The following is a 14,366-nucleotide window of genomic DNA, read 5'->3' as shown; positions in this document are numbered from 1 at the left end:
GAACAGGCAATGAAACCGACCGCACCCAAAGCAAGTGCGATTATCGTGATTTTATGGTTTTGTGCAAATCTCATGATTTTCTCCTTCTTTTGGGGAAACACTTTGTTTCAAATGTATAGTTTTTATTTACAATGTCAAGAGAAAAAAATCCGCAACATTATTCCAACTTAGAATAGTCTATATACAGAAAAGCGGACCTTATAGGACCGCTCAATCGTAATCTAATTTTTTAGAGTCTTCAACTTCTCACGAGATCGGACTCATTTTTTCATATCTTTCGTCTAGACTAGAACTGGGAGAGGAATCTCTGGTCGTTGCTGGTCAGGAGGCCGATTTCCGGAATCGCGTGGCGGAGCATGGCGATACGGTCGAGACCGAAGCCGAATGCAAAGCCTGTGTACTTCTCGGAATCGATGCCGCAGTTCTTGAACACGTTCGGGTCCACGGAACCGCAACCGCCGATTTCCATCCAGCCGGTTCCCTTGCAGCGACGGCAACCCTTGCCACCGCAGAACACGCAGCTCACGTCCATTTCGGCGCTGGGCTCCGTGAACGGGAAGAAGCTCGGGCGGAAACGCGTCTTGACGCCTTCGCCGAACAGCTTGTTCATGAACACCTGCAGCACGCCCTTGAGGTCTGCAAAGCTGATGTTTTCGTCCACCACGAGGCCTTCGCACTGCTGGAACATCGGGGCGTGGGTAGCATCGTTGTCCACACGGAACACGTGGCCCGGAGCAATCATGCGGAACGGCGGCTTGTGCGTTTCCATGTAGTGGATCTGCGTGCCGGAGGTATGCGTACGCAACATCACCTTATCGTCCACGTAGAACGTGTCCTGCATGTCGCGGCTCGGGTGGTCAGGAGGCGTATTCAAGGCTTCGAAGTTGTACCAGTCCGTTTCGATGTCGCGACCGAAGTCCACTTCGAAACCCATCTGGCTGAAGAAGTCGATAATCTCTTCGCGCACGTCGTAAAGCGGATGCGTGCTGCCCGCCGGGATGCCTGCACCCGGGAGCGTGGTATCTACAAAGCCGCTTTCCAGCTTCTTCTGGAGGGCAGCCTGGTTCGCGGTCTCGATAGCCTTGTCGATAGCCTCGGAGACGGCGACCTTAAGTTCGTTCACGAGCTTGCCGTAAGCCGGACGTTCCTCGGCGCTGAGCGTGCCCATCTGCTTCATGAGGTCGGTGACGGCCCCCTTCTTGCCCAGGTACTTCACGCGGAGGTTGTTGACGGCTTCTTGGTTCGTAAGGTCGGTTTGCGCAAGTTCTGCGTCAAACGCCTGCTTCACATTGTTAATAGCTTCACTCATAGTGGCCGTTAATTTAGAATTTTTTTCATGCTCCAGCTGCCGATTTTTTTGCCGTCGTGCTCAATTTCGCATTCGTGAAAGACCTCGTAGCCGCGTTTGCTGTAAAAGTCGAGATTTTCCCGTGAGTTGGTAAATAGGGCCAACTGCTTGCCGCCGCGCTCCCGCACGTATTCTTCCATATAAGCCAGAAACTGTGAGCCGACACCCTGCCCCTGCGCAGACGGGTCCACTTCGAGCATGCTGAGATACCAGATGTCCGGCCCCGATTTCTGAAAATCGTGGCAGGGCTTGCTGGCGTTCTCGTCCATAGCTATAAATCCGTTGATTTCGCTCCATTTCGTATTAAGGTACACACGCCAAAAGCCGTGTATAATGTATTGAAACGCGGAAGGTTTCTTGAAACCGGGAGCCTCCAGTGTTGCTCGGGCAACCAACTTACCGTCACGATGCGCCGCCAACAAGTCAGCCTTTCCATAGCACGCTTTTAGGACGCATTGCATAAAAATCTGCAGTCCCTTTCGGCTTTTTTCCCTATCAGGGAAATAGAGCGTAACGTAGTCATAATCTTCGTACGCCCTTGCCATAATTAAGCCGGCTTCGTCGAGTTCTTCGCGAGTCTGTAACCCGAATTCAAGTTTACTTGCCATATAGAGATCCCCTTCTATTCCGTTTTCGCTTTCCCGGTGAAATTCGTGCTCGTAATCTTGAATACGGTCACGGCGGCGGCCTGCGCGGGCGTGAATTCGAACTTGTGCGGGGCGCCTGCGGCTTGCCGTTCCATCAGGAGCGAAAGTCCGCGGCATTTCTCGGCGCTATCCTCGACGATTTCGGCCTTGCCCAGCCCGACAACGCTTGCATAAAAGCGCCCGCTCTTGCAATAAACATCCTCGTGAATCTCGATGCGGTTCTCGACGCACATGCTGAACGCCACGTTCGGATTTTTGCGGATGCAATCGAGTTTCTTGCCGACATGTGCGCAATGGAAATACAATTCAAGAACGCCGTCTTTCAAGCTGTATCCAAACGACAGCGGAATCATATAGGGCATCCCCGCATCGGCATCGTCTATCATCGCGACATGGCAGGTCGTACACTGTTCAATAACTTTTGCGATATTTTCGTCGCCCAAAACTTCACGGTCTTTACGACGCATTATTTTCTCCAGAATCTAAGCTATAGCCCTAATAATGTAGTTATTTCATCAAGATTTACTTTACACGCCTCTTACACAAAAAGATGTTTACCTATGTTGTTTTTAATAGCAACGGAAACTATTATTAAAACATTGCCTGTTTCGGGAACAGGGGCTATATTACAAGAAAAAGGGAGTACTATATGAAAATGTTGAAGTTGCCTGTGATTGCGGCATCCGTAACATTGAGCTTAACGGCCTGCTTCGAAGACAATACTACAAACGCCGTCCCCAACGGCGAAACACCCATCTCTGCCGAAAACCCCTATGGGAACGAATTTTTCGGAACGGAAGTTCCCGGTACTGAAAATCCTGGCACAGGCATTCCAGGAAACCAGATTCCTGGAACAGACGTTCCGGGTTATGAAGCGCCGGGTAATGAAATTCCCGGTTCAGAGATTCCAGGTAACGAAAATTCCAACCCTCAAATTCCGGGAACAGAAAATCCAGGCACAGGATTTTCCAGTTCCAGCAGTAACATTCCCGACGAGCAAAATCCAGGCAGTCAAATCCCTGGCGGAGACATTTCAAGTTCCAGCAGCGTAGTTCCGGTCACCCCGAATCCGGGCAGCGAATCTGGCGATGACGAGAACGACAATGAAGACGCTCGCACCTTGAACGGCACGCAGATTCTCTTGAAACTTGCGGGCACCTCGGCCACGGTCGAGAACAACAACGGTTGTGTCGAAGTTGCAGACAAAGTTGCAACCATCACGTGCCCGGGCGCCTACTACGTAACCGGAGAATCTTCTGACTTCCAGGTGGTCGTAAACACTCCGGCCGCCGAAAAAGAGGGCAACACCGGCATTTACCTCTATAACGCGACTTTGAAAAGTTCTAACGCCCCGATTCTCGTGAAGAACGCCGACAAGACGGTGATTCACCTGGTCAAGGGCACCACCAACGTGGTCGAAGACGGTAACGGCAATCATTTGTTCACCAAGATCAACGGCGCACAGGACACCGCCAAGGCTGCCATCTACTCCCGCGATGACTTGAACATCAAGGGTGCAGGTACCTTGACCGTCAAGGGCAAATTCAGGAACGGCATCCAGTGCAGCAACGATCTTAAAATCAAGAACGGCAACATTACGGTCGAAGCCGAAGAAAACGCCGTCAAGGGCAAGGGCAGCCTCCAAATTTCGGGCGGCACCCTGAACCTTACCGCCAAGAAGGGCGACGGCCTTGAAAGCGACGAATGCGAAGAAGTCAATGGCGAATGCAAGAACATCGTCGAAGGCAAGGGCATTATCGATATCAGGGGCGGCAATATCACCATCAAGGCTGGCGACGATGGTATCGACGCGGCCAACTACGTAATGATTAGCGATTCCACCGAAACCTCCACAGTCAAGGTGACTGCTACGGGCAAGGGACTTGTTGCCGAAAAGTATATCTATGTCAATGGCGGCAAGCTTGACGTGAAATCCGAAGGCGATGACGCCCTGCACACTCACTGGCAAATCTATATGAACGGCGGCGATGTCACAATCAACGCAAAGGACGACGGTATCCATGCGGATTCTGCCCTGTACATGAAGGGTTCCACCATCAACGTGGTCACTGCGAATGAAGGTATTGAATCCTACAAGATTTTTGCTGAAGGGGGCATCACCTCGACATTCGCAACGAATGATGGCTGGAACGGCGCCGGCGGCCCGAAGGATAACGTCGGTCAGTACGCAGCGTTTAGCGAAAGCGGTGGCCATATCGTCGTTAGCGGAGGCTACCACTACATCAGTGCAAAGGGCAACATGGTCGACGTGTTCGATGCAAACGGCTCCGGAAAGATGACCGGCGGCGTGCTGATTCTCGAAATCACTGGCGAAAGCTACGAGAATGGCATGGGCGGATTTAACTTTGGCGGCTGGGGCGGCCAGGGTGGCGGCGGCATGGGTGGCGGTAACGGCGGATGCACCTCCAACATGGCAGGTGGCCTGATCGATACCGATGCCGGCTTTGAAATTACCGGAGGCGTTCTCCTTGCATTCGGAAACTACTCCACGGACCTTCCCAAGTGTGCCACCGTTACCTACAACAACACAAGCTACTACGGCTCCGACAAGGCGGCATTCAAGCCGACTTACCAAGGCAACGCCATTATCTACGGCGGCGAGGTGACATCGGTTGCTCAGGTACAGACGAACGGCTGGACAGAAGTCAAGTTCCCCAACGGCGTGAGTTACATGCACAAGTAAAGCGGCGCACGATTCCCTACCGTCTTTAAAACTTTCTAAATTTATGGCATGTTTTTCGAACAAGCCATTGCACATCAGGTTCCGGGCTACACCCGCGAAGCAGATTCCGCCCACGGCGAATCGCTCGCGATGCTCGATTACAAAGACGAGCTCCGCATTAAGGACCTCGCCATTCAAGAATTCTGGGACGTCAATCGCCTTGCGGGCACCCCGCAGAAGGTGATTGCAAGCCCGCTGCCGCGCGCCTACCGCACCACAAGCAAGCGCCGCGTATACATGCAACCGGGCAACCTGCAGTTCGATCGTCAAGAATCGATGCTCGAGCCCGAAGAACACAACAAGATTTACGACTTCTTGTTCGAAAAGCTGATTCAGCCGGCTTACAAGCCGCTGGCCTACGCTCTCAACTGGATTATTATCCGCGGCACCTACCAGTATCGCGTGGTCATTTTCAACATCAAGAAGATTGATGCAAGCGTCGTTCGCAAACTCAAGCTGATTTCGGACGCCTTGAAAGAAACCCCTTTCAAGGTGACGGCCGCGCACGCCTACGTGGACACGACTGAATCGGATTACTACTTGGAATCAAAGCGCCCGACCGAAGGCTTAAACTTCAAGCAGCTCTATGGCCCGCGCGAAATGAGCCTGGGACTCGGCAAGTTCAGCTTGCGCTACCCTGTCACGGGATTCAGCCAGATTAACGAAAGCCAGATTCACAACTTGATCAAGGCTGCAAGCCGCTTGCTCAGTCTGAGCAAAGAAGACCATTTCTTAGATTTGTATTGCGGTTACGGATTGTTCAGCTTTGCGCTCGGCGAAGCCGCCAAGGACGTCTTGGGCGTGGAATGGGAAGGTCCGTCGATTGATTGCGCAAAGGCTTCTGCCAAGCACCTCAAAAAGTCTTACCGCTTTATCGCCGGCAAGATTGACGAAATGTTCGTGCAGACTCGCCTGCCGCGGCCGATCCCAGGCGAACCCGAAAAAATCCTGCTGGACCCGCCTCGCAAGGGCTGCGAACCCGGCGTGATTCATGCACTTGCCATGCGCAAACCGATTCGCGTATGCCATGTGTTCTGCGGCACCGACGAAATCCCGGCCTCGCTCAAGGAATGGGAACGCTACGGCTACCGCGTGCGCGAAATCCAGCCGCTGGACTTGTTCCCCGGCACCCCGCATCTCGAAACGATTGTTATGCTGGAGAGAAAGTAGAATGTGAAATGTGAAATGTGAGATGTGTGATGAGAAATTTCTCATTTCACATTCCTCATTCCACATCACACATTGAGAAAGGATTATGTCAGCAGAAGTTTCGACAACAGAAAAGCCTGCACTATGGACGCGGAATTTCGTGACGGTTGCCGCCGCGAACTTCTTGCTGTTCTTCAGCTTTTACCAGCTGCTGCCGATTCTCCCGCTCTACATTATCGAGAAATTCGCGACCGACAACGCGACCGCCGGATTTATCATCTCGCTTTATACGATTGGTGCACTTGCCTGCAGGCCTTTCGCCGGATTCTTGGTGGATACGCTCAGCCGCAAGCCCTTGTACTTTTGGACATTCTTCGCGTTTACCGCCTGCTTTTTAGGCTACAAGACCGTCGGCATTTTGCCGATTCTTGCCGCCGTGCGGTTTGCGCATGGTCTGTTCTTCGGAATCTCGAGCACGGCGAGCAATACGGTCGCCATCGACGCCCTGCCCGCAAGCCGTCGCGGTGAAGGCATCGGCTACTTCGGCATCAGCGTGAATCTGGCGTTTGCGACAGGCCCCATGACCGGCATGTTCCTGTATGAGGCTTTCGGCGACACCATCGTGTTTGCGATTTCGATTATTTTGTGCGTAATTGGCTTGATTCTTGTGCAAACTTTGAACGTGCCACGCAAAGAAAAGAAACCGCACGCACCGCTTTCGCTTGACCGATTCTTCTTAACCCGCGCCATTCCGCAATTCGTAAACTTCATCTTCGTCGGATTCGCCTACGGCCCGGTCACCAACTACATCGCCCTTTACGCCAAGGAGCTTGGCATCGGCGGTTCCGGCTGGTTCTACGCCTTGATTGCGGCCGGCCTGATTATGAACCGCATTATGACAGGGCGCTTGATTGACCGCGGCTACCTGATTCACCTGGTGGGCACCGGCATGACCTTGAATGTGGTTGCCTACTTCATTCTCGCCTTCAGCCACTCGCCCATCACCTTCTTTGTCGCGGCATTCCTGATCGGTACAAGCCTCGGCCTGATTTTCCCGGGCTACCAGACCATGTGCGTGAACCTCGCCCGCCATGACCAGCGCGGCACCGCCAACAGCACCTACCTAAGCGGTTGGGACATCGGTATCGGAGCAGGAATTCTCACAGGCGGATCGATGGCAGGATATTTTGGCATGCACCAGCCGGTATTCCTCGCCTGCGCCATAGCACTCGTAATCGCCGACGTGCTTTACTTCACGTGGACCGCAAGACATTATTCGAAAAATAAACTTGAAGGATAACGGAGCAGGTTTGCACCCAAAAAGAAGCATTACGTCGAACGCTTGTCTTCGTACATCATCTGGTCTGCATCAATGACGCTCTTCCTGAAGTTCGAAATACGACCATCCCAACTGGCATAACCGATGCTCACCTGGAGCGTATAATACCGGCGTTCGTCGCGATTTTCAATTTCTTCACGCAAGCATTCGCGGATAATCCTGATGACATATTCGGGTATTTCCGTCTGCACAACAAGCAAGAATTCATCGCCGCCATAACGGCACAGGAACACCGATTTGCCCATGCAGGCACATGCGCTCTTGAGCGCCTTAGAAACAAGCACAAGTGCGCGATCGCCTTCGATATGGCCGTAGGTATCGTTAATCTGCTTGAAATGGTCCACATCCACCATCACCACGTAATAGCTCTTGGAGTCGCGCGGAGACTGCAAAAAGCGTTCCAACTGGTTACGGTTGTTGAGCGAGGTCAGCGTATCCGTCGAAATCAGAAGATTTTGCAGGTTCAGGTAAACGAACAGAATGATCATGGTACACCAGAAGCAGAAAATCGGCGTCGTCATCGAGAAGAACACCTGCAAGGCTGCCGCCACTATGCAGCCCGGGGTGTAGCTACCCACAATCAAGTACGTCTTGAAATTCTTGCGATTTTCCGGTTTAAGTCCGCGGAAAAAGCACCGGACCGTCACCGTCATGATGTAAATAAACGGGAGGAACATCAGCACAACATAGTACAAGTCACGCAGTTCCAGTTTGTCGTCTAGCCAAAAACCAGGCGTAACTACAAACGAAACAAGCAACAGCACCATTTCTACAAAAATCGGAATTCGGAGTTTTGCCTGAAGGCTGTGGATTTGCAAGCGAGTCATCTCTGGGCGCGTGCTCATTTCGGCAAAAGTAAAGCAGCTATAAAAAAGCAACGAAATAATAATCGCGTTCGAGTAGTTTACCGCCAAAACGCTATAGACATTTTTGGGAATGATGCCGTCGTTTACAAGCGCCCAAAGCGCATCGCTCAAGAAATAGAGAATATGCCACAGCACCAAGTTATGGAAAAGCTTGAATTTGAACTGCGGCGTCGGGAGTCTTTTGATGCTATACAAAAGGAGTGTCAAGACACACGCACAGCCGACACTGACTTCTGCATAAAAAACAAAATCACTCATATTCTTACACCTACCATAGAAAAATAGAAAAAAATCTTATTTTTCAATTACGGCATCTGATTTTTAACAACATTACACCCTAGAATGGTCCCAAATTTACCCCCGAACTTATAATTACTAAATTGACAAGTATGAAACCCTGGAAATTGCTTAATTCGGAATATCTGGTAGACGCTCCGTGGCTAAAAGTCGCTAAAGAAACCTGCGAATTGCCCAACGGCAAGGTGATAGACGATTTCTATACCCTATGGCAGCCGGACTGGGTCCTTATCTTGGCTCGCACCGCCGAAGGCAAATGGGTCATGACAGAACAGTACCGCCACGGCACCGGGAAAATCGCGCTAGAATTCCCCGCCGGAATCATCGACAAAGGCGAAACGCCGGAACAAGCCGCCCTGCGGGAATTGCAAGAAGAAGTCGCCTTCCGCGGCACAGCCGACAAGGTCACCTACCTGGGCGCATACCCCGTGAATCCGGACAGGCACCGCGGCAAGTTCCACGTGGTATTCATCGACGGCGTCGTAAAGGGCGGGAGCACCCACTTTGACAGCACCGAAGACATCGAAAGTCTTTTGTTAAGCGACGAAGATTTGCAGAAAAAAATAGCGGATGGTTCATTCAACCACCCGCTACAAATCGCCGGATATTTCAAATGGCGACTTACTTATGGACGTAAGCAATAAAGAGCGTCACGCCCACCATGGACAAGTCCTTCTCGCTTGTTTCCAATTCATTCGAAGACGAGAACAACTTCATGCCGAGCAAGACGCCATGACCACGGACTCCCGTATCGTAGGCAGCCGTAAATTCGATTGCAGCACCTACTCCATCATACATATCTAGGCCACGGATATCGGTCTGATTCGCAGTCCATGAAAAGCCAACCGAGCCCGACAAATGGAAATGATCTACAGGGTAGAAAATAAAACTCGGGCCCAAAAGATAAGAGTTAAACTGGATATAATCGCCGGACTTATAGTAACGGTGGCCCAAACCGGCGAGTTGGCCGGCAATCCAAAACCGTTCCGAGACTTGTCCACCGACGCGGACACCAAAGCTCACAGCAAGCTCATCGCAGTCATTACAAATAATGTCATCTACGGACTTGTCATCAACTTCCGTACTTGCGCCGCCATAACCTAATCCCGCATCAATATAAACGGCGAAAGAAGGTATTGCGAGGAAAATTAGCAAAAGGGCTATTTTTTTCATTTTTTCTCCTGTCTTAATTAAAGGCTTAATTCTTTTTTAAGCCGTTCGCGCACAAATATAAGAATTCTCTGTGCAAGTCCTTGTCGCCGTATTTGTCTTCGGCACCAGGTTCCAGCTCTTCGGCAGAATAACCGCTCGTTATGCGCTGTAGCAACACTTGTCGTTCAGGTTCGTCGTAGCTGAAATGGATGCGGAAGGTGCGGTACGCCAGCACGCCCGTATGAGCCATCGAATCAATCGTCAAACGGCGGCGTGAACTGTCAAAGACATCTTTTGCAAAATTTCCGCGAGAAAGCTGCACCTGCGCAAAGCTGAACAAGTCAAAGACACTATGCTCGGCAATCCAGCGGTTTTGCGCGGTAAACTCTTCGGACATTTCGATAGCCCATACATCGCCCACTTGTTCTTCGACCCAGCCGGCCTTGGCATCGGGGAAAGCATCTGCCATCGGGATATACGGTTTAATATCGAGCACGGGCGTTTCGTTCAGCAAATCCGCTTCGTCCACATACAACGTAAGACCTTCGATTTTGAGCAAGCGCACGCAAGAAAGTCCAATGGGATTCGGGCGGTAAGGGCTACGGCTCGCAAAAGTGCCGACACGGTCCTTGCCCTTGGGCGGTACCGGCGGGCGCGTCGTCGGGCGCCATCCCTCGTTCTCGTGAAACTGAAATATGACCCAGATGCGTTCAAAACCGTCCAAGTCACGGAGCGCCATCTCGAAGTTCTGCCCCGCATTCAATTCAATCCGGCCAAGATGCCCCGCAAACAGCCTCCCCTGCCGGGGAGCGTCGTACTTGTAAACAGCATCGCCGTAGAATGTGCCTATCGGGGTCATTATTCCAGGTCTTATTCCGAATCTTTTCCGTAACGGATATAGTCAATCTTACCGGTAAAGAATCTTTGATTATGCAATTCCTGATACATAGAGTCATAACCGATTCCAAGACCATATTCGATATTCGAGATGTCCCCATGAGTGATAGCATCAACGCGAGGATCGCCATCTAACGAAATGCTCACATAAAGAGTCGACGAACCTGAAGTTCCTCCAATTGAAATATTGACAACATGCCATTCATTCAGCGTTATTTCGCCCACTTTTTCAATTTGCCAATCATAATCATTTTTTGCATCACGATAATGGAATCTCAAGATGGACCCATCAAGACGAATCTGCCAACCGTCAACACCGGATCCTGGAGGTTCAGCAACAAATATATTGCTCATATTACCTTCCGCCGTAGCCATAAAGCGGACTTCAGCAACGAACCCGTTGCTTTTAAAGGTTTCGCTCAACGGAATAAGCAAACCATTTGAGCCATTCAAGACAAGGCTTCCACATTCAGCTTCCACCGGAGTCACCTTGTCATCTATATAGGCATTGTTCTTTCCAAAATAATCGCGTCCTAAATCTTCCGGATCATCAAATTCATAGGCGACATCATACTTCGAAAGATTTTCCGGTTCATGAGTCTCAGCACAACGAAGTTCAGCGGCGTTCGAGGCTACCACACACTCTTTTTTGTACGAAGCCTTATCATACCAACTGATGGAGCCATCTGCATTTGCTTCGTCACTTGCCGAACTCACCTCAACGACAGAACTGGAACTTTCGAAATAGGTTTCGACATTGCCCCAATCCTTATAATTGATACAACTTTCTTTAAACATTTTGACAAGTTGTGTATATTCACGTTCCGACATGGTTTCATCGAAATCGGCCGTGATTTTATTTCCTTTGCAACGAACATTCGTGTATGAGTAATCATTCTTTTCAAGGGCACACATGGAATCGACAACCGCCGAATTTTCGTATTCGGTTTCAACCGTCACCGTTCCATTGCTATATGAATAACGGGATGTACTAGGCAAACCCATAAAATTCATGTTCATCACGAAAGGATTTTCTGAAACGACCTCGCAATAATCCGACAGTCCCGTCTGATACCCCTGCGCACTGGAGGAAGATTTCGATTCGCTAAGCTGATTCGAATCCCCGGGATCGCTATTCGAATTTTCATCTTCGGGTTCGTCATAATCTTTGCACATCGACAAGAACGTGTTCAGAAGTTTTTTGTACTCGTCTTTCGTCAAGCGTGCGCCACTGTATGCGACAACGGACTTACCATTGCAATCTACTACACCATAATCATCGTCTTCCATATACGAAGAGCAAGCGAACTTGGCGATCGACTGGTCGTCGAATTCAACCTTTTCGACAAGTCTTTCATCTGAATATTCAAACGACGTCTTGGAATAAATACCGTCTTCAAGAGTTTCAAGAACCAGAGGCTCCGAAGACACGACCTTGCAGTAATCTTGGCCTTTTTTTGAACTCGGGCTCGAAGAACTATCGCCACAAGCAACCAAACCCAAAGAACAAACAGCCGCTGCACCGGCGGCAAAAATCAGTTTTTTCATAATATTCCTTATTCTCCAGTTATTGTGGTAAATATACTCTTTTAAATTTTCTAAATTTGCACCCGATGAAAGATAAAGCTAAAAAACTGATTGAAAAGTACGAAGAACTGGAATCGGAACTCGGGAATCCGGACGTTCTCGCTGACCAGGCTCGTTACAACAAGATTCACAAGCAGTACAAGGGTATCGAAAAGGCCGTTTTGAAGGCCAAGGAATACCTGCAGATGCTTAACGACCAAGAAGAATGGAAGGCCGCCCTCGGCGATTCCGACCCCGAAATGGTCGCGATGGCAAAGTCGGAACTTTCCGATATCGAAAAGAAATTGCCGGGCATTACCGACGAACTCCAGATTTTGATGGTGCCGAAGGATCCGTGGGATTACCGCAACGCCACGCTCGAAATCCGCGGCGGTACCGGTGGCGACGAATCCGCCCTCTTTGCGGGCGACTTGTTCCGCATGTACCAAGGCTACTGCAGCCGCATGGGCTGGAAGATGACCATTCAGGATGCAAGCGAAGGCACCGTGGGTGGCTACAAGGAAATCCGCGTATTCATCGAAGGCGACAGCGTGTACGGTACGCTCAAGTTCGAAAGTGGCGTGCACCGCGTGCAGCGCGTGCCCGAAACCGAAACGCAGGGCCGCGTGCATACCTCCGCCGCAACGGTCGCTATTCTCCCGGAAGCCGAAGAAGTCGACGTGGAAATCCGTGAAGCCGATATTCACATGGATACCTACCGTTCTTCGGGCGCTGGCGGTCAGTACATCAACAAGACGGATTCCGCCGTGCGACTCACCCACATTCCGACCGGCGTGGTGGTGAGCTGCCAGACCGAACGTAGCCAGTTGCAGAACCGCTTGCACGCTATGGAAATGCTGCGTTCCAAGATTTTGGACGCCGTGATTGCCAAGAAGGAACAGGAAGAAGCCGCTAGCCGTAAGGCCTTGGTGGGCACCGGTGACCGTAGTGCCAAGATTCGTACTTACAACTTCCCGCAGAACCGCGTGACCGACCACCGCATTGGTCTTACGCTGTACAATTTGGACAAAGTCATCACTGGCGACCTCGATGAAATCATCAACGGGCTCCAGATGGCTAACGCCCAGGAAAAGCTCGGTAAGTTCAACGCTTAAGGTTTTATTCTATGCAGCAGATGACTGTTCTTGAAATTCTGAATCGCACCAAGACCTTCTTCGAAAAGAAGGGGGTTCCTGACGCGCGATTGGATGCCGAGTACATCATTAGCCACGGGCTCGGCATGAAGAGCCGCATGGACATTTACCTGAATTTTGAAAAGCCGCTTACCGCCGCCGAACTGGATACGCTCCGCCCGCTCGTAGCACGCCGCGCGAACCGCGAACCGCTACAGCATATTATTGGCGACACCAGTTTCCGCGGATTCATCATCAAGTGCGACACGCGGGCGCTGGTCCCGCGCCCCGAAACGGAGTCGCTGGTGGATATGGCGAAGGACGCGCTCAAGGGAATCGAAAATCCGTTCATCGTCGAGGTGGGCACGGGAACAGCTGCGATTTCTATCGCCTGCGCGAAAGAAATCGCCGGTGCGAAAGTGCTCGCGACTGACATTTCCGAAGACGCACTTTCGCTCGCCCGCGAAAATGCAACAGCCAACGGCCTCAGCGAAAGCGCAGAAGGCGCAAGTCTCACCTTCGCAAAGGGCGACTTGCTGGACGCCGTCACCGCAACCGACAAAATCGACTGCCTGATTGCAAACCTGCCGTACATTCCCGATGGCGAAAAAGGGAAGCTCCAGCCCGAAGTCGACAAGTTCGACCCGGAACTCGCCCTCTATGGTGGACCGGACGGCCTTACGCTCGTGCGCAAGCTCTTGCAGCAGACCGAAGGCAAGCTAAACGCAGGCGCCCCGATTCTTTTGGAAATCGGGTCTGAACAGGCAGAAGTCTTGAAGAACGAAGCCGCCAACTACCCGTGGCTTGAATTCTCCGGAATCCACAAGGATTACTGCGGCAATACCCGCTTCGTGAGCTATAAGGCGAAATAAGCCTCTACAAGAGGAGATCCCGGGGCTGTCGCCCGGGATGACAACGCAGACGTTACACGCCGACAGTGCAGCCGAGGGCGGAGAGGACGTAAGTTTCGCTTTCGCCCGCGCGGTAATAGGGCAGCAAAGTTTCGTCGTCTACTAAAGAATCGTCAAAACCGTTCAGCTGGAGTTGCTCGTCAATGCGGCGTTTGAAGGACGAAAAGCCGGAATTCCAGAGCGTTACGGGCTCGCGGTCGGCTTTACAGGCGGATTTTCCAAAGTCATATTCGCTATACATTTTTTCCTCTTTTCTATAGAAAAACACACAAACTTACTAGTGCTTTTCTGTACAGCTAAATATAAAATTAAACCGAT

At 51.1% G+C, this 14,366-nt stretch carries 14 protein-coding genes; 6 read left to right on the top strand and 8 right to left on the bottom strand.

Translation table 11 applies throughout. The annotated features are described in order from the left end of the window. Positions 1-286: 286 nt before the first annotated feature. From pheS to B7989_RS11630, 3 genes are read right to left on the bottom strand one after another with little or no spacing between them, the layout of a single operon-like run. Positions 287-1,309, bottom strand: coding sequence for a phenylalanine--tRNA ligase subunit alpha (gene pheS / locus B7989_RS11640; RefSeq protein WP_088628650.1), 1,023 nt, complete (start codon positions 1,307-1,309; stop codon positions 287-289). An 8-nt stretch (positions 1,310-1,317) separates the two neighbouring features. After that, complete coding sequence (locus B7989_RS11635) at positions 1,318-1,956, bottom strand: GNAT family N-acetyltransferase (protein WP_088628649.1); 639 nt, start codon at positions 1,954-1,956, stop codon at positions 1,318-1,320. Between the two features lie 14 nt (positions 1,957-1,970). Continuing rightward, the gene (locus B7989_RS11630; RefSeq protein WP_088628648.1) at positions 1,971-2,462 is read right to left on the bottom strand and encodes a pyridoxamine 5'-phosphate oxidase family protein; all 492 of its coding nucleotides are present in this window, start codon (positions 2,460-2,462) and stop codon (positions 1,971-1,973) included. 182 nt (positions 2,463-2,644) lie between these two features. Between B7989_RS11630 and B7989_RS11625 the strand changes: the two genes are divergently transcribed. The 3 genes from B7989_RS11625 to B7989_RS11615 all read left to right on the top strand — a co-directional run bounded on the left by B7989_RS11625 (position 2,645) and on the right by B7989_RS11615 (position 7,187). Continuing rightward, positions 2,645-4,699, top strand: coding sequence for a carbohydrate-binding domain-containing protein (locus B7989_RS11625; RefSeq protein WP_088628647.1), 2,055 nt, complete (start codon positions 2,645-2,647; stop codon positions 4,697-4,699). 48 nt (positions 4,700-4,747) lie between these two features. Beyond that, positions 4,748-5,908: a class I SAM-dependent RNA methyltransferase gene (locus tag B7989_RS11620; protein ID WP_088628646.1), complete on the top strand. Its 1,161-nt coding sequence runs from the start codon at positions 4,748-4,750 to the stop codon at positions 5,906-5,908. A gap of 85 nt (positions 5,909-5,993) precedes the next feature. Then, positions 5,994-7,187: an MFS transporter gene (locus B7989_RS11615; protein WP_088628645.1), complete on the top strand. Its 1,194-nt coding sequence runs from the start codon at positions 5,994-5,996 to the stop codon at positions 7,185-7,187. Positions 7,188-7,216: 29 nt separating this feature from the next. Here the strand turns inward: B7989_RS11615 and B7989_RS14195 are convergent, their stop codons facing one another. Then, on the bottom strand, positions 7,217-8,350 hold the full coding sequence (locus tag B7989_RS14195; protein WP_233144399.1) for a GGDEF domain-containing protein: 1,134 nt from the start codon (positions 8,348-8,350) through the stop codon (positions 7,217-7,219). Positions 8,351-8,481: 131 nt separating this feature from the next. On the opposite strand from B7989_RS14195, the gene B7989_RS11600 reads away from it, so the two are divergent. Next, positions 8,482-9,033 carry an NUDIX hydrolase gene (locus B7989_RS11600; RefSeq protein WP_088628644.1) on the top strand — a complete coding sequence of 184 codons (552 nt, stop codon included), beginning with the start codon at positions 8,482-8,484 and terminating at the stop codon, positions 9,031-9,033. Here B7989_RS11600 and B7989_RS11595 read toward each other — a convergent pair. From B7989_RS11595 to B7989_RS11585, 3 genes are read right to left on the bottom strand one after another with little or no spacing between them, the layout of a single operon-like run. Continuing rightward, complete coding sequence (locus tag B7989_RS11595; protein ID WP_088628643.1) at positions 9,011-9,562, bottom strand: outer membrane beta-barrel protein; 552 nt, start codon at positions 9,560-9,562, stop codon at positions 9,011-9,013. The two genes, B7989_RS11600 and B7989_RS11595, sit on opposite strands and share 23 nt — an antisense overlap. Before the next feature lie 25 nt (positions 9,563-9,587). Further along, positions 9,588-10,400 (bottom strand): tRNA (N6-threonylcarbamoyladenosine(37)-N6)-methyltransferase TrmO, encoded by an 813-nt coding sequence (tsaA, locus tag B7989_RS11590; protein WP_088628642.1) that lies wholly within the window; start codon positions 10,398-10,400, stop codon positions 9,588-9,590. A gap of 11 nt (positions 10,401-10,411) precedes the next feature. Then, entirely contained in the window at positions 10,412-11,941 is a 1,530-nt protein-coding gene (locus B7989_RS11585; protein WP_144265046.1) for a hypothetical protein, read from the bottom strand. Between the two features lie 110 nt (positions 11,942-12,051). Between B7989_RS11585 and prfA the strand changes: the two genes are divergently transcribed. Both prfA and prmC read left to right on the top strand, forming a co-directional pair. Continuing rightward, positions 12,052-13,119 carry a peptide chain release factor 1 gene (gene prfA / locus B7989_RS11580; protein ID WP_072800236.1) on the top strand — a complete coding sequence of 356 codons (1,068 nt, stop codon included), beginning with the start codon at positions 12,052-12,054 and terminating at the stop codon, positions 13,117-13,119. Positions 13,120-13,139: 20 nt separating this feature from the next. After that, positions 13,140-14,009, top strand: coding sequence for a peptide chain release factor N(5)-glutamine methyltransferase (prmC, locus tag B7989_RS11575; RefSeq protein WP_233144398.1), 870 nt, complete (start codon positions 13,140-13,142; stop codon positions 14,007-14,009). Between the two features lie 52 nt (positions 14,010-14,061). Here prmC and B7989_RS11570 read toward each other — a convergent pair whose 3' ends face one another. Further along, positions 14,062-14,289, bottom strand: coding sequence for a hypothetical protein (locus B7989_RS11570; protein ID WP_088628639.1), 228 nt, complete (start codon positions 14,287-14,289; stop codon positions 14,062-14,064). Positions 14,290-14,366: the final 77 nt, after the last annotated feature.

The sequence above is a fragment of the Fibrobacter sp. UWB5 genome (assembly GCF_002210295.1).
Taxonomy (GTDB): domain Bacteria; phylum Fibrobacterota; class Fibrobacteria; order Fibrobacterales; family Fibrobacteraceae; genus Fibrobacter.
This window is presented reverse-complemented; position numbering and strand designations above follow the sequence as displayed.